Genomic DNA, 16,038 nt, shown 5'->3' on the forward strand with positions numbered 1-16,038 from the left:
TGGCCCCGGCCGTAGCCGCCCACCTCGTCATGGTGCTACAGCCTCCACCACGCTGTTGGCGCGGCGGCGTCGAGCCGCACTGAACCACCGGGTTTGGGCACCGCCGTCGATATCCCCGCGGTGTCGGCGGCGGCCAGCAGCCGTTCCACCGGCTCGGCCCACCGGTGTGGCGCCAACCGGAACGTGCCCCAGTGAATCGGCACCAGCAAGCCCGACGGCGAGGCATTCAAGTCGAGATGAGCCTGGACCGCCTCCTCCGGGTTCATGTGGACGTCGGGCCAGGCGGTGTTGTACGCCCCGATCGGCAACAGCGTGACGTCGAACGGGCCATGCTGGGCACCGATCGTGCCGAAGCTGGCGGTGTATCCGCTGTCCCCGCCGAAGTAGACCCGGTGGTCGGGTCCGGCGATCACCCATGACGCCCACAGGGTTTGGTTGCGGGTCAGGAACCGTCCGGAGAAATGCCGCGCCGGAGTGCAGGTGACGGTGAGTTCGCCCAGCGTGGTGTTCTCGTCCCAGTCGAGCTCGATCACCCGTTCCGAGGGGATGCCCCACGTCCGCAGGTGCGCCCCCACGCCCAGCGGGACGACGAAGGGCGCCCGCTGGCTGCGGGCGAGCGCGATGACCGTGTCGATGTCGAGGTGGTCGTAGTGGTCATGGCTGACGACGATCGCGTCGACCGCGGGCAGCGCACCGAGCCCCACCGGCGGCGGGTGCAGCCGTCGGGGCCCGACGGCGTCCGACGGCGAGCAGCGTTCGCTCCACACCGGGTCGGTCAGAACGCGGTAGCCGTCGATCTCCACGAGTGCCGTCGCATGTCCCAGCCAGGTGATCGCCAGCGGCTCGACGTCCACGCTGAAATCGGGCACCTCCAGCGGGATCGGCACCGAGGGCCGTCGCCCGATGCGGTCGGCGAACAACTCGCGCAACATCAGCCGCTGTTGTTCGCGGTCCATATTGACCATCGCGGCGCGTTCGACGTTGTGAAAGATCCCGTCGCGGTAGTTCCTCGACCGGGTGGCCACCGCATCGATAGCGCTGGGCGCCGCGCCCAACGCGGCGGGTGTGCCGCGCAGCGCACGAAGGGTCCAGCCGCCGGCTGCCAGGGACGCTGTAGCCCCCGCCAGACGAAGTCCCCCGCGCAGCATGACGACGAGTCTATGGGGGCGACCCGGGGGCTCCCCCGCGTTTGCGGTCACCGCGCGGTCATCGTCGTTAGGCGCCCTGGAACTTCGGCGGGCGCTTCTGGACGCGAGCCACCTGGGCCTCGATGACGTCTTGGCTGCTCCATGCCTTGTCGAACAGCTCCTTGTGCACCGGCTGCTGCTCCTCGTAGGCGCCGTCGTCGTTGAGCACCCGCTTGGCGTGCTGCAGCGCCAGCGGCGCCAGCCCGGCGATCTCGTGCGCCCAGGCCTGCGCGTCGGCAAGGGTTCCGATCCGGTTGGCCATGCCGGTCAACAGCGCCGCGTCGGCCGGCAGCTGCTCCGCGGTCAGCATCATCGCCCGGGCCCGGCCATACCCGACCAGCGAGGTCAGCCGCCGGATGCTCCAGTTGTCCAGCGCCAGGCCGTACTTGGCGACCGGGAACTGGAAGAACGCCTCGGGGGCCACCACCCGCAGGTCGCAGACCATCGCCAATTGCAGACCGGCGCCGATCGCGGCGCCGTTGATGGCGCCGATCACCGGCACCGGGACGTCGGCGATGCTCTGGTGCAGGGCGACCAGCTTGTCGGGGTAGTCGGCGGCGAACGCGTCACCGGACAGATCCGCGCCGGCACAGAACACCGTGCCCTGCCCGGTCAGCACGATCGCCCGGACGTCGTGGGTGGCGGCATCCAGGACCGCCTCCCGCAACTCGGTGACGAGCTGGGAGTTCAATGCGTTGCGCCGCTCGGGGCGCTGCAACTCGATAGTCGTGACGGCTTCATCGCGGGTAACACCGATCATGGCGAACCAGCCTAATTACGCTTTCGGTGTGAGCCGGATCGGGGCCGACGAACTGCGCGACGCGGTGCTGGACCGCGACTCTTTCCTCAGTTGGGAAGCCGCGCCGCTGGCCGTGCCGATCAGCGACAGTTATGCCGCCGAGCTGGCCGCGGCGCGGGCTGCCACCGGCCGCGACGAGGCGGTCCTTACCGGGGAGGGGCGGATCAACGGCCGCCGGGTTGCGGTGATCGCCAGCGACTTCGACTTCCTGGCCGGTTCCATCGGGGTGGCGGCCGCCGAGCGGATCACCGCCGCCGTCCAATGGGCCACCGCAGAGCGACTGCCGCTGCTGGCGTCGCCGAGCTCGGGCGGCACCCGGATGCAGGAAGGCACCGTCGCATTCCTGCAGATGGTGAAGATCGCCGCCGCTGTCGAGCTGCACAAACGTGCCCACCTGCCCTACCTGGTGTACCTGCGCCACCCCACCACCGGCGGAGTGTTTGCCTCCTGGGGTTCGCTGGGGCACGTCACACTGGCCGAGCCGGGGGCGTTGGTGGGCTTCCTGGGGCCGCGGGTCTACGAACAGCTTTACGGTGCCCCGTTCCCGCCGGGCGTCCAGACCGCCGAGAACCTGCAGGCATACGGCGTGATCGACGGGGTCATCCCGCTGAAGTGGCTGCGGCGCATCTGCGCGCGGGCGCTGAAGGTGATGCTCGACGATCCCGGTCCTGCGCCCCCGACGCCGGCCGCCGAGCCGATTCCCGACATCCCGGCGTGGGACTCCGTGCGCGCGTCGCGGCGTCCGGACCGGCCGGGCGTGGGGTTTCTGCTGCGGCACGGCGCCACCGAGCGGGTCTTCCTGTCGGGCACCGGCAGCACCGAACGCGGTGCCACGATCCTGCTGGCGTTGGCGCGCTTCGGCGGCCAGCCCGCCGTGGTGTTGGGACAGCTGCGCGGGGCCGATCGGCTGACCGACCCGGTTGCGCTGCGCGACGCTCGCCGCGGCATGGCGCTGGCCGCGGGCCTGCGGCTGCCGCTGGTGCTGGCTATCGACACCCCGGGGCCCGCGCTGTCGGTGGAGGCCGAGCAGGGCGGATTGGCGGCCCAGATCGCGGCGTGCCTGGCTGAGCTGGTCACGCTTGAGGTGCCGACGGTGTCGGTGCTGCTGGGCCAGGGCAGCGGCGGTCCGGCGCTGGCGATGGTGCCGGCGGATCGGGTGCTGGCGGCGTTGCACGGCTGGCTGGCGCCGCTGCCGCCCGAGGGGGCCAGCGCCATCGTGTTCCGCGATACCCGGCACGCCCCGGAACTCTCCGCCGCGCAGGGCATCCGTTCGGCGGATCTGCGGGCCCACGGGATCGTGGATGTGGTCGTGGGCGAGCACCCGGACGCCGCCGAGGAGCCGATCGACTTCGCCAAGCGAATGTCGCAGGCCATCGCCGTCGAGCTGGCCGCGCTGCGCGGGGTGCCCACCGAGCAGCGGATGGCGGCCCGGTTGGAGCGCTACCGCCGGATCGGGCTCCCAGGTTGAGGTCCAGCTGGACTTCGTAGTGCGTCCCGGCTGGACTCATAGGGATAGTTGCCCGGCTTTGCGCGACAAGTGGCAGTGGGACCCGCCGGGCAGCCGCAGTTGTCGCGCAAAGGCGGGCAACTCTGCTGTTCCCCCAGCCGGGCGCTAGCGGCCGGCTACCCGGTGATCATTGCGACGGCCACTCCCGCCAGCACCATCCCCATCACCTGCCGGAGACGCACCCGCTCCCCCAGCAAGACGACCGCCAAGATCACGGTGGCGGCCGGGTACAGCGAGATCAGCACACTGGCCAGTGACAGCAGCGCATGCTTCAAGGCGAACAGCATGGTGACGTTGGCGGCGGTGTCGAGCAGCGCGATCAGGAACGCCAGCCGCAGCGGTGTCCCCGACGGGACCCGGAGATTGCGGCTGGCCGCCGCGACGACGATCACCAGGACGGTGGCCGCGCCACGCGCGAACAACAGCGGCCACAGCCCGGAATCCGACGGCGTGCGATCCAGAAAGACGAAGTTCAGCCCCAGGGCCACCCCTGAGGCAACGGTCAACCAGAGCACGCGGTGGGTGAGTCCCGGCCGATGGACGCCGTCGTCGCCGGCATGCCAGCTGATCAACACCACCGCGCCCAATGCCACCGCGATACCTGCGCTGGCAAGCAGGCCGGGCCGCTCCCCCAGGATCCGCCCGACGCATACCGGCACGCTGGCATCCACCACCGCGGCCAGCGGCGACACCACCGAGATCGGGCCGGCGGCCATGGCGGCGTAGAACCACCAGATGCCCAGGGCCTGGCTGAGCCCACCGAACATGCCCAAGACGACGGTGCTGGTCGTGATGTGCCCGCCGCCGATCATGGCGAGCATTCCGAGCATCACCATGGAGACCGGGGTGGACACCAACACCACCCGCAGCGCGGCGACCCGCCGCGACGCGACACCGCCCACGAAGTCGCTGATCCCGAAACTGGTGGCCGACGCCAACGCCAGTCCCTGCGCGGTGGGTGAACCGATCACGCAGCTGCCTTGGCGGCGATGGTGGCCTTAACGTTGGATGTGACGATCACGGCGGAAAGCCTAAGTGGGCAGTTTGCTTGGAAACTCCTGCGTTTGCGGGATCTTTGCGGCCCACGTCCCCATGTTCGCAGGTCAGTGCTTTAAAATTCACCTGCATTTAACCCAGCCGCGCAGGCAGCACGGGCCGCTCAGGCCAACGAGCGCAGCCACGCGCCATGCAGGGCGGCGTAGTGCCCCTCAGCGCGGATCAGCTCGGCCGGTGGGCCGTCCTCGACGATGCGCCCGCCCTCGATCACCAGAACCCGGTCGGCGATCTCGACCGTGGAGAGCCGGTGGGCGATCACCAGCGCGGTCCGCTGGGCCAGTACGCTGCGCAGCGCCTTCTGCACCATCCGCTCGCCGGGGATGTCCAGCGACGACGTCGCCTCGTCGAGGATCAGTACCGCCGGGTCGGCCAGGAAGGCCCGCGCGAACGCGACCAGCTGGCGCTGACCGGCCGAGAGCCGCCCACCCCGCTTGGCGACGTCGGTGTCGTAGCCATCCGGCAGGGCGGTGATGAACGTGTCGGCGCCCACGCTCGTCGCCGCGGCAACCACCTCGGCGTCGGTCGCGCCTGGGCGGCCGAAGCGGATGTTGTCGGCGACCGTCCCGGTGAACAGGAAGTTTTCCTGGGTGACCATCACCACGTGGCGACGCAGCGCCGCCTGGGTAAACGCACGCAGGTCGACGCCGTCAAGGGTCACCGCTCCCGACACCGGGTCGTAGAACCGGGCAATCAGCTTGGCGATGGTGGACTTGCCGGCGCCGGTGCTGCCGACCAGCGCGACGGTCTGGCCGGCCGGGATGTTCAGCGATAACCCGTCCAGCACCGACTGTCCATCCCGGTAGCCGAAATGCACGTCGCGCAAGGCGATCTCACCGCGCACCTGATCGGCTACGTCCGCGGTCTGCGGGCCGGGCGGGTCGGTGACGGCGGGCGTTTCAGCCAGCACCCCGGCCAGTTTCTGCAGCGCCGCGGTCGCCGAGGAGAAGATGTTGAGGAACTGGCTGATGTCCTGCATCGGGTCGAAGAACATCCGCAGATAGAGCAGGAACGCGGTGAATGTCCCGATCGTCATGTGCCCGTGCAGAACTCGCCAGCCCCCGTAGAGGAGCACCACACCGGTAGTGAGGTTGCCGACCAGTTTGATGCCGGGCGAGAAGATCGCGACCAGTTTGAACGCCCTCTCGTTCACCGCACGGTAGCGGTCGGCGACTTCCGTGAAGATCTGCTGATTGCGGGCCTCACGGCGATAGGCCTGTACCGCCTTGATTCCGGTCATGGTCTCGGTGAACTGCACGATCACCCGCGCCGCATGCTCGCGGACCGCGGTGTAGGTCTTGGCGGACTCGTCCTGGAACCACCGCAGTAGCACCACCAGCACCGGGAAGGCGGTCAGACACATCAGGCCGAGCCGCCAGTCCAACATGATGAGCAGCACCGCGGTGCCTGCCATCGTGAGTGCGGCGCTGACCAGTCCGTCGAGTCCGGACTGCAGCATCTCTTGGATCGCGTCGACGTCGTTGGTCAGCCGGCTGACCACCCGGCCGGAGGTGTAGCGCTCGTGAAACCCCACGTCCAGGTGCTGGAAGTGACGGAATACCCGTCGCCGCAATTCCAGCAGCACCTGCTGCCCGATCTTGCCCGACCACTGCAGGAAGACCATCCGGGTGCCGGCTTGGGTGAGTACGACGACCGCGAGCGCAGCCACGATCACGCTCAGCTGCCGGGTCGAGCCGTCCTCGGCGATCGGCGGGATACCGCGGTCGATGCCGCGCTGCGCGAGCAGCGGAACCGCCAGCCGGGCAGCGTTTTCCACCACGATGGCCAGCGCCAGCAGCAGCGCCGCGCCGCGGTAGGGGCGCAGCAGCGACCACAGCAGGGCCCGCGCCGCGGCCCGGCCCGGGTCGGCCGTCACCGCCGCGCCCAGTCGACGAGGTGTTCGGCGCCGTCGTCGAGCTCGTCGTCGGCCGCCAGCAGGTAGCGGTATCGCGGCACCTCGGCCAGCAGCTCGGCGTGAGTGCCGACCGCGGTGATGGTCCCGTCCTCGACCAACGCCACCCGATCGGCCAGTGCCACGGTGGACGCCCGGTTGGCCACCACCAGCGCGGTGATCGGGCGCGGTCCGGTTCGCAGCACCCGGCGCAGCGCGTCGGTCACGGCGGCCTCGGTGTGCACATCCAGGGCAGACAGCGTGTCGTCGAGCACCAGGATCGTCGGCGCCGCCACCAGGGCCCTCGCCAGCGACAGCCGTTGGCGCTGCCCACCCGACAGGCTCATGCCCTGCTCCCCGATCCGGGTGTCCAGACCGGACGGCAGGTCATAGACAAAATCTGCCGACGCCACGGCCAGGGCCCGGGCCAGTTCCGCGTCGTCGGCATCGGGCCGCCCCAGCCGCAGGTTCTCGGCCACCGACATCGAGAACAGGGTGGGGTCGTCGAAGGCCGTGACCACCGCCGAGCGCAACGCCGCCAGCGTCAGCGTCCGGATGTCCCGGCCGCCGATGAGGATCTGTCCCTCATCTACGTCATAGAGCCGGGACAGCAGCATCGCCAGCACCGACTTCCCGGAGCCGGTGGCGCCCACCAGGGCGACGGTCTCGCCGGGTTCGACGGTGAGATCGACCCCGCGCAGCACCCACGGGCCGGCGGTGTCTTTTTCAGCGGCAAACCGGAATCCGACGCCGCGCAACTCCAGCCGGCCCGACGGTGGCACCGGGTCGTCGCCGTCGGTGATCTCCGGGGGCGCCCGGAATATCTCGGTGATCCGATCGGCGGCGGTCATCGCCTCGTGGGTGGCCGACAGCAGGAAGCCCAGCGCCGACAGCGGCCAGATCAGCGACAACATCAGCGTGATGAACGCGACCAGCGTGCCCATGGTGACCAGGTGGTGCCCGGCGGCGTACGCGCCGACCGCGACCACCGAGATCAGTGTGAAGTTGGGGATCACCTCCAGCAGCGTCCAGAACTTCGACGACACCACCACCTTGTCGACGCCCAGGTCGCGCAGCCGTGCGGCTTGGGCATCGAAGCGCGCGAACACGTAGTCCTCACGTCCGAACGCCTTGATGGTGCGCAGGCCCACCGCGGACTCCTCGACGACGGTGGCCACCTGGCCGGCCTGGTCCTGCGCTTGGCGGGTCAGCCGGGTGTACTGGCGGCGGAAGTGCTGGATGGCCAGCATCACCGGCACGAGCGACGCGGATACCACCACGCCCAGCGGCCAGTACAGCACCAGCAGAATCGTCGTCACCACGATGATCTGCACCGTATTGAGGACCAGGAACACCACCACGAACGACAGGAAGCGGCGCACGGCGGAAAGGTCGTTCATGATCCGCGACAGCAGCTGGCCGGACTGCCAACGGCCATGAAAGCTCAGCGGCAGAATCTGCAGCCGGCCATACAGGTCCTTGCGGATGTCGGCTTCCACGCCCATGGTGCCGTGCGCGATCAGCCAGCGCCGCACGAACCACAGCAGCGCCTCGATGACCCCCAGCGCGGTTGCCGCCGTGCCCAGCATCCACAGGCCGGGCTGGTCATGGTGCAGCACCGGGCCGTCGATGACGGCCTTGGTCATCAGCGGGATGATCACAGCGGCGGCCAGGCAGAGCACGGCCACCGTCACCATGGTGATCCACCGCACCCGGTAGGGCCGCAGGTAGGGCAGCAGGCTGCGCAGCGCCGAAGCCGAGGTCACGGACTCGACCCTAGATCGATGGCGGCGACCCGCGGCACGTCCCGCGCTTAACGGCCACGTTCAGGCAAAATGGCGGTCATGGACAACGCCGCTGCCTCACCCCGAGTCTTGGTCGTCGACGACGACTCCGATGTGCTCGCCTCGCTGGAACGCGGACTGCGACTGTCCGGTTTCGAGGTGGCGACGGCGGCCGACGGCGCCGAGGCGTTGCGCAGCGCCAAGGAGGCTCGTCCCGACGCCATCGTGCTCGACATCAACATGCCGGTTCTCGACGGCGTCAGTGTGGTGACGGCGTTGCGGGCAATGGGCGACGACGTGCCGGTCTGCGTGTTGTCCGCCCGCAGTTCGGTCGACGACCGGGTCGCCGGGCTGGAGGCCGGAGCCGACGACTACCTGGTCAAGCCGTTCGTGCTCGCCGAGCTGGTGGCCCGGGTGCGGGCGATGCTGCGGCGGCGCGGGTCGGCGGCCAGTTCCTCCTCGGAGACCATCACGGTGGGCCCGCTGGAGGTCGACATCCCGGGCCGCCGCGCCCGGGTCAAGGGTGTCGACGTGGACCTGACCAAGCGGGAGTTCGACCTGTTGGCCGTGCTCGCCGAACACAAGACCGCGGTGTTGTCGCGGGCGCAGCTGCTCGAGCTGGTCTGGGGCTACGACTTCGCCGCCGACACCAACGTCGTCGACGTGTTCATCGGCTATCTGCGACGCAAGCTGGAGGCCGGTGGCGCTCCGCGGCTGCTGCACACCGTGCGCGGGGTCGGCTTCGTCCTGCGAACGCAGTGAGGACCACCATGAACGCCATGAAGCTGCTGCGGCGCATCTTCGCCAGGACACCGTCACTGCGGACCCGGGTGATGCTGGCGACGGCGATCGGCACCGCGATCGTGACGGTCATCATCGGCGCCATCGTGTGGGTCGGTATCACCAATGACCGTAAGTATTGGCTGGACCGGCGGCTCGACGAGGCGGCCGGCCTGACCGTCCCGCTGATCGGCTTGGGTGAACTGCCCCGATCGGCCGGTGCCAGCGACGCGGTCATCACGCTGCGGCGGGCCAATGAAGTGACGTCGAACTCCGCGGTGGTGTTGCCGGAACTGGAGCCGGGCTACGCCGACACCGAGATCGACGGCGTGCGCTACCGGGTGCGCACCGTCGACATCCCCGGCCCGGGGCCGCGGTCGCTGGCCGTCGGCGCCACCTACGACGCCACCCTCGCCGACACCAACAACCTGCACCGCCGGGTGATCCTGCTCTGTACGGCCGCGATCGGCGCGGCCGCGCTGTTGGGCTGGCTGCTGACGGCGTTCGCGGTGCGCCCCCTGCGGCGGCTGGCGCAGCAGGCCCGATCGATCGACGCCGGCGACGAACGACCCGACATCGAGGTGCGCGGCGCCACCGAGGCGGTCGAGATCGCCGAGGCGATGCGCGGCATGCTGCAGCGGATCTGGACCGAGCAGGACCGGACCAAGGAGGCGCTGGCCTCCGCACGCGACTTCGCCGCGGTCTCCTCCCATGAGCTGCGCACCCCGCTGACCGCGATGCGCACCAACCTCGAGGTGCTGACCACCTTGGATCTGCCCGACGACCAGCGCAAGGAAGTTCTCAACGACGTGGTGCGGACCCAGACGCGGATCGAGGCGACGCTGTCGGCCCTGGAGCGCCTCGCGCAGGGCGAATTGTCCACCTCCGACGATCACGTGCCGGTGGACATCACCGATCTGCTCGACCGGGCGGCCCACGACGCGATGCGGGTCTTCCCCGACCTGAATGTCTCGTTGGTGCCGTCGCCGACCTGCATCATCGTCGGGTTGCCGGCGGGCCTGCGGCTGGCCGTGGACAACGCGATCGCCAACGCGGTCAAGCACGGCGGTGCGACCCAGGTGCAGTTGTCGGCGGTCACCTCACGCGAAGGCGTCGAGATCGCCATCGACGACAACGGCGGCGGGGTCCCCGAGGAAGAGCGCCGCGTCGTCTTCGAGCGGTTCTCCCGGGGATCGACGGCGTCACACTCGGGGTCCGGTCTCGGGTTGGCGCTGGTGGCTCAGCAGGCCGAATTACACGGCGGCACAGCGTCTTTGGAAGACAGTCCGCTCGGCGGGGTGCGCCTGCTGCTGCGGCTGCCGCCGCCGCGCTAATTCGTCCTCAGCAGCTTCTCGCCGGGATCGAAGACAACCCCCCGTGCGGCTGCGGTCGCGGACAGCGCGCCCCAGAGGAAAGTGCTGAGCTGTTCCACCAGCACGGCTTTGCTGATTGTCGGGGTGTTCAGCCAACGCAGCACGCCCAGCGCCACCGCCCCGAGAGCGGCGTCGACAACGTATTCCAGGTTCGTACTGTCGCCGCTGCGGGCGCCGATGATCTGCGCCCAGACGCCAACCGTCGCGTCCGACAGCGGTCGGCCTCCGTCGATCAGATCGGTCGCAGAACGCCCGTCGCGGAAATGGGAGCCGACCAGAAATCGAAAGAGGTTGGGCCGCTCATCCACCAAGTCGACATAGGCGGTCAATGCCGAGCGGACCATCTGCTGCGCGGTGCCGGCAAAGTCGAAGCGCGGCACCACGTGCTCGATAACCAGTTCCTGCACCCGTGCAGCCGCTGCCCGGAAAAGGGTGTCCTTGTCCCCAAAGAATCGATACAGCTTCGGGCGGGGCACTTCGGCGGTCTTGACGACATCGTCGATAGACAGGTCCGGACCGTACTTTTCGATTGCGCGAAGGGTGGCTTCGATCAAGTCAGCCTGCACCGCGGCCCGGTGCTCACGCCAACGATCGCTCCGAGCGTCTCCCGTCAATGCGGGCAGCCGCCCGCGGCCAGAAGCCGCATCCGTCGACATGACTGCCATGGTAATCCGCATGAACCCGCTACCTCGCTCATGCCTTACCGCAATTGTGGTATTCGCTTTCCCAGTCGATCCAAGAACCGCGCGCCGAGTTTCTCCAGCGTCTCCACCGAGAACGGCTGAGCCATGCGTCGATTGACACCGGGTGCGATACGCAGCATGAAGTAGCCCAGCCAGGCCTCGGTGCGCACCGGCACGATCGCGAGATCGAACCGCGCGGCCCGCACCACGGCCCGGGCAACGAGATCAGGACTCATCGGAGCGAACGGAAGGCTTTCGGCGAGTTCTTGCAACTTCCGTTGGGCCGCGATACCGCGCTCCTTCAGTTCTTCGTCGACGCCGACGGTCACCGAGTTTTCGCCGATGCTGGTGTTGATCACGCCCGGACAGATGGCGCTGACCCCGACACCTTTTGGCCCGAGCTCTAGCCGCAGGCATTCGGTCAGCATCTTGACCCCCGCCTTGGACACCGAGTACGGGGCCATCACCGAAGTCGGGGTGAATGCCGCCGCCGAGGCGATGTTGACGATGTGGCCGCTGCCCCGCTCGACCATCTGCGCACCGAAAACCCGGCAGCCGTGAACCACTCCCATCAGGTTGACTTTCAGCTGGCGGTCCCAGTCTTCCGGGCTGAGCTCCAGAAACGGGCCGGCCACCAGCATGCCGGCATTGTTGACCAGCAGATCGGCGCACCCGTGTTCGGCGAGCACGTCAAGGGCGAACACCTCCCATGCGTCAGCGTCGGTGACGTCGAGTTGTGCTGCCGAGGCACTGTGCCGGTTGCCGCGGATGGTCGCCGCGGTGGCCGACGCCGCCTCCACGTCGATGTCGGACACCACCACATGGGCGCCCAGCTTGCCGAGTTTGATCGCCGTGGCGCGTCCGATACCGCTGCCGGCGCCGGTGACCACCGCCAGCCGCGGCCGGAATCCGTTGATCTTCACTTGAGGTGATCCACCAGGGCGCCCTGGGCGCCGAACAGATCGTCTCGCCACTGCGCAACCAGCTGATCGGTGTCGACGTCGTCGGGATGGAAGCCGGGTCTCATGTAGACGCGCAGGTCTGCCATCAGCCCCTTGACCAGCGGGCCGCGGAACACGCCGTAGGTCTGGCGCAGCACTTTGATCGGACGCCAGCCACGCCGATCGGTCAGGATGGACATCATCACCAGCGCCGTGGTGATGGGAATGGTCACCTCGTACATCACGGCCATCACCCCGATCCGGATCCACTCCGGGCCGCCGACCGTCCGATACACGTCGAACGCCACCGACTTGTGTTCCAGTTCCTCGGTCGCATGCCAGTTGAGCAGGTTCCACACTTCGGGATCACCGGGGATGGCCTGAATCTCCTTGCGCGACAGCACCCGGTCGGCCAGCGTCGCCGTGTAGTGCTCCGCGGCGGCGGTCATCGCCAGATGGACCAGCCCCGGTGTCCGGTTCTCGAATCGCAGGATCATTCGCTGACGCCTGCTGTCATGCGGGAACGTGAAGAGTCGCACCAACGGATATCCCATCGCGATGAGCTTCTCGTTGAGCGCCCGATGCTGCTGGCCGTGGACCGACTCCTGGCCGATGAACGCCGCCACCCGCTTCTTCAACGTGGGATCGGTGACCCGATCGGCAAACCTGCGAACCGACCGGATGAAGGACTCCTCCCCGGGCGGAAACACCGCCGACAGCATTGCCACCAGGTGGCTGAACACGATGTCACCCTCGACGAAGTGGTGATTCATCGGTTGCGGTTCCCCGAAATGGAACTTGATCCGCCGTACCTTGGGGTACGGGGGCGCAGGCGCTGCAGCTTGGGTGACTGTCGTTAGCCGGTTGGCAACCATGTATCCCTCTCCTTGGGCCGCGCTGGACGGGTTATTTCAGGTGATCCACCAAAACGCCATCGGCGCCGAAAAGCTCGCGCCGCCACTGGTCGAGGATCCGGCCGGTATCGATGTCATCCGGGTGGAATCCCGGCCGCAGGTACTTCGCCAGTTCACGTGCGGCACCCTTGAATATCGGCCCGCGGAACAGTGCATGGGCTTCGCGGACCAGCCGCAGCGGCTGTCGTCGGGCGTTCGGGTCGCGGGCCAGCGATACCGCCAAGGCCGTCACGACGATCGGGAGCGCGACGACGCCCAGTACCGCCATCACCTCGATACGGACACGCTCCGAACCGCCCATCGCGCGATAGACGTCGAACGCCACCGATTTGTGTTCAAGTTCTTCCAGCGCATGCCAGTTCAGCAGGTTCCATACTTCCGCGTCGCCCGGAATCTCCTGCAGTTCGTCGCTGGAGAGGATGCGTTGTGCAAGAACGGCGGTGTAATGCTCCGCGGCCGCGGTCAGCGCCAGATGCCCATAACGGCCCAGCCGGCGTTCGAGCCAGAGCAGTCTTTTCTCCATCGGCTCCGAATCCCACCACGCGATGGGATATCCCATGGCGACAAGTTTGTCGTTCAGCCGACGATGCTCCTGCCCATGCGTGGATTCCTGGCCGATGAATCCGGCCACCCGCTTCTTCAACACCGGATCCGAGATCTGATCGGTGAAATGCCGCACCGATCGGATGAAACCTTCCTCCCCCGGCGGGAAACCACCCGAGAGCCCAGCCACGAAGTGACTGAACACGATGTCGTCGTCGACGAAGTATTTGCCGGACGCAGCACCTTCCCCGAAGTTGAAGCGGAGCCGCCGAGTCTTGGGGTAGCTGGGCTTGGCGCCTGCCGGGGCGGCCGCGACCGCGGCTTTGCCCGAATGCCCGTTCGCCATGATGACCGCCTTAGTCAGACGTTCAGTACCTAGTACTGTAAGTACTAGGTACGGTACGCCCGCGGAACCGGCCGCACAAGACCTAAGGGAATTCGGCCCGGCGGCCCCGGGTTAGCGCAGCGGCGACTCAACCCTGCTGGTCACAGCACGGGGACATGGTGGGCACACCGGTGAGGTTTCAACTGTCAGCAGACCTCACCGGCGGCGTTACTTCTTCTTCTTGCGCCAACTGTCCCAACGGGCGAAGCCGGCCGCTGCGGCCGTCTCCTCGTCCTTGAACCACACTTCGGCGACCGTCGCGTCGTAGGCCGGGCTCGCCGGACCGTGGTAGAGCATCGAGTCCTCGTTGCCCTTGACCGTCCAGCCGATCGGACCGCTGCCGCCGGGGCCGGCCTTGGTCGACCCGGGACCGTAGGGCCCGGGCGGCACCTCCTCGACCCCGCCGACCAGCTTGGCCGCACCGCCGCCTTTCGCCCTGCCCTTGTCCCAGCGGGTGAATCCGGCTGCCTCGGCGGCCCTCTCCTCCGCGAACCACACCTCGGCGATCGTCTGGTCATACCAGGGGCTGTCCGTGGTGTGGTAGAGCATCGAGTCCTCGTTGCCCTTGATCGTCCAGCCGGTCGGGCCGACCCCGCCGGCACCCGCGCGTGCCGAGCCCACGCCGTAGGGCGCTCCGCCGACCGCCATCGTGGTGGTCTCGGCTTCCGAGGGAAGCGTGCCGCCGGTGAGCTTGGCCGTCGAGCCCGCGCCGGTGCCCGCACCGGCGGACGGGATGGGGGCTGTGGGTGCGCCGGCCGCGGCGCCGGCGGCACCCAGGGTCGCCGACACCGGTACCTCGCGTTTGACCCGCCGGATGGTGAAAGCGAAGGTCAACAACAGACCCAGCAGAAATGACAGTCCCATCAACCAGCAATTGACGCCGTGCATCAGTGGGCTCCTATCTCACGCGAGCCGGGAAGCGCCGCGAGGGCTTCTTCCTTGCTGGTGCGGCGAATCGAGACGATGGTGAGCAACCAGGCGACCGCCGAGCCCACCGCGAATGCCAGCAGATACCACAGCCAGTGAATGACGAAATCCATTGCAGATTCTCCTTAGCTAACGGTGATCGCGACGCGACGGTTTTGGGCACGGCCGTCCGGTGTCGCGTTGCTGGCGACCGGGTCGGCCGATCCGAACCCCTTCGACGTGACGCTGTCGGCGGGGACACCCTGCGACACCAGGAAGTCAGCGACGGACTTGGCGCGCGCGGTGCTCAACGGCACGTTGATGCCGTCATTGCCGGTGTTGTCGGTGTAGCCGTTGACCGCTACGCGGGCGTTGTGGCATCCCTTCAACTTCTCCGCCACCCGGCTCAATTGCTGCTGGGTGCCCACCGCCAGCGTGTAGCCGTTGGTGACGAACCTGACCGGCGTGCTCATCAACGCGGTGATGTCGGCCTGCAGGTTGCCGCAGTCACCGGCCGGGCTCGGAGCCGGCGTCTGCGCCGGTGCGCTACCCGATGGCGCGGGCGCCGGCGCCGGGGTCGGCGTCGGTGTCGGCGTGGGTGCCGGGCTCTCAGGTGCGCTGGGGGCCGCCTGGACCTCCTCAGTCGAGACCTGAATGTTGTTGAGTAGGTTGAGGTTCGGCCACGCCGCCTTCGCAGCCGCCGTCACGGCGGACTTGACCGCCTCGGACGCCGCGGTGCCGATCAGCGTGACGGTGTCGCCGTCGATCTTGAATTTGAAGTCCGGCATGGTCAGCGCGGCTTTGAACAACGATCCGAGCGCGGCCACGTCGGGCACCTTGACGCCGGGTTTGATGTTCAGGTTGTCGACGAGTTCGATCCCGCTGCCGAACACGCCCTTGAGCATGTCGAGCAGTCCGGTTCGCGTGGCGATATCAGGCACGTCTCCGTTGAGAGTGACGACGTTGCCGTTGCGCAGAATCGCCAGCGGGGCGAAGGACAACGCCGGCAGGCTCACACTCGGTACCGACGGCGCGGCGACATTCGGCGCATTGATATTCGGCGCGTTGATGTCGAGTTTGGAGCGATCGGTTATTCCGTAGCCGATCAGCGCCAGTAGCAACGGAATTGTCACCAGGGCCAAGAGCCAGCCGAAGCCGGGAGGCCGGCGGTAGAACCGCGAGACCTTTCGCCAGCCAGTCACAGTGCGATTTTCTGAGCCCGGCATGGATCCTCCTTGAAGACCGAAAAACACCCGCGAGTCCAGGACACCGCGAGTGTAGGAGTTTCGATT

The 16,038-nt window shown here is 68.1% G+C and carries 15 protein-coding genes; 3 read left to right on the forward strand and 12 right to left on the reverse strand.

Annotated features, from left to right (window positions below; genetic code table 11):
* Positions 1-35: 35 nt before the first annotated feature.
* Both ABW16_RS02620 and ABW16_RS02625 read right to left on the reverse strand, forming a co-directional pair.
* Complete coding sequence (locus ABW16_RS02620; RefSeq protein WP_047317509.1) at positions 36-1,148, reverse strand: MBL fold metallo-hydrolase; 1,113 nt, start codon at positions 1,146-1,148, stop codon at positions 36-38.
* 67 nt (positions 1,149-1,215) lie between these two features.
* Entirely contained in the window at positions 1,216-1,947 is a 732-nt protein-coding gene (locus ABW16_RS02625; protein ID WP_047317510.1) for an enoyl-CoA hydratase, read from the reverse strand.
* A 28-nt stretch (positions 1,948-1,975) separates the two neighbouring features.
* Between ABW16_RS02625 and ABW16_RS02630 the strand changes: the two genes are divergently transcribed.
* Entirely contained in the window at positions 1,976-3,454 is a 1,479-nt protein-coding gene (locus ABW16_RS02630) for a carboxyl transferase domain-containing protein (protein ID WP_047317720.1), read from the forward strand.
* Between the two features lie 155 nt (positions 3,455-3,609).
* Here ABW16_RS02630 and ABW16_RS02635 read toward each other — a convergent pair whose 3' ends face one another.
* The 3 genes from ABW16_RS02635 to ABW16_RS02645 form a co-directional block, all read right to left on the reverse strand.
* Entirely contained in the window at positions 3,610-4,464 is an 855-nt protein-coding gene (locus ABW16_RS02635) for a DMT family transporter (protein WP_047317511.1), read from the reverse strand.
* A gap of 188 nt (positions 4,465-4,652) precedes the next feature.
* Positions 4,653-6,422, reverse strand: coding sequence for an ABC transporter ATP-binding protein (locus ABW16_RS02640; protein WP_233424676.1), 1,770 nt, complete (start codon positions 6,420-6,422; stop codon positions 4,653-4,655).
* Complete coding sequence (locus ABW16_RS02645; RefSeq protein WP_233424693.1) at positions 6,419-8,134, reverse strand: ABC transporter ATP-binding protein; 1,716 nt, start codon at positions 8,132-8,134, stop codon at positions 6,419-6,421. The genes ABW16_RS02640 and ABW16_RS02645 overlap by 4 nt, the downstream gene beginning before the upstream one ends.
* A 147-nt stretch (positions 8,135-8,281) precedes the next feature.
* On the opposite strand from ABW16_RS02645, the gene ABW16_RS02650 reads away from it, so the two are divergent.
* Together ABW16_RS02650 and ABW16_RS02655 are read left to right on the forward strand one after the other, a co-directional pair.
* A complete protein-coding gene (locus ABW16_RS02650; RefSeq protein WP_109413587.1) occupies positions 8,282-8,983 on the forward strand; it encodes a response regulator transcription factor in 702 nt (233 codons plus the stop codon).
* Between the two features lie 17 nt (positions 8,984-9,000).
* On the forward strand, positions 9,001-10,335 hold the full coding sequence (locus ABW16_RS02655; RefSeq protein ID WP_047317721.1) for a sensor histidine kinase: 1,335 nt from the start codon (positions 9,001-9,003) through the stop codon (positions 10,333-10,335).
* Here ABW16_RS02655 and ABW16_RS02660 read toward each other — a convergent pair.
* The 7 genes from ABW16_RS02660 to arfA all read right to left on the reverse strand — a co-directional run bounded on the left by ABW16_RS02660 (position 10,332) and on the right by arfA (position 15,972).
* Positions 10,332-11,030 (reverse strand): TetR/AcrR family transcriptional regulator, encoded by a 699-nt coding sequence (locus tag ABW16_RS02660; protein WP_082133935.1) that lies wholly within the window; start codon positions 11,028-11,030, stop codon positions 10,332-10,334. The two genes, ABW16_RS02655 and ABW16_RS02660, sit on opposite strands and share 4 nt — an antisense overlap.
* Positions 11,031-11,074: 44 nt before the next feature.
* Complete coding sequence (locus ABW16_RS02665; protein ID WP_047317515.1) at positions 11,075-11,980, reverse strand: SDR family NAD(P)-dependent oxidoreductase; 906 nt, start codon at positions 11,978-11,980, stop codon at positions 11,075-11,077.
* Positions 11,977-12,873, reverse strand: a complete 897-nt coding sequence (locus ABW16_RS02670) for a metal-dependent hydrolase (RefSeq protein ID WP_047317516.1) — start codon at positions 12,871-12,873, stop codon at positions 11,977-11,979. Before ABW16_RS02670 ends, ABW16_RS02665 begins: the two co-directional genes overlap by 4 nt.
* A gap of 31 nt (positions 12,874-12,904) precedes the next feature.
* Positions 12,905-13,801, reverse strand: a complete 897-nt coding sequence (locus ABW16_RS02675; protein WP_047317517.1) for a metal-dependent hydrolase — start codon at positions 13,799-13,801, stop codon at positions 12,905-12,907.
* Between the two features lie 207 nt (positions 13,802-14,008).
* Entirely contained in the window at positions 14,009-14,728 is a 720-nt protein-coding gene (gene arfC, locus ABW16_RS27075; RefSeq protein ID WP_230987402.1) for a channel accessory protein ArfC, sunset domain variant, read from the reverse strand.
* On the reverse strand, positions 14,728-14,880 hold the full coding sequence (gene arfB, locus ABW16_RS26715; RefSeq protein ID WP_047317518.1) for a channel accessory protein ArfB: 153 nt from the start codon (positions 14,878-14,880) through the stop codon (positions 14,728-14,730). Before arfB ends, arfC begins: the two co-directional genes overlap by 1 nt.
* Positions 14,881-14,892: 12 nt before the next feature.
* Complete coding sequence (gene arfA / locus ABW16_RS02695; protein WP_047317519.1) at positions 14,893-15,972, reverse strand: channel-forming protein ArfA/OmpATb; 1,080 nt, start codon at positions 15,970-15,972, stop codon at positions 14,893-14,895.
* Positions 15,973-16,038 lie beyond the last annotated feature (66 nt).

Source organism: Mycolicibacter heraklionensis (assembly GCF_001021505.1).
Taxonomy (GTDB): domain Bacteria; phylum Actinomycetota; class Actinomycetes; order Mycobacteriales; family Mycobacteriaceae; genus Mycobacterium; species Mycobacterium heraklionense.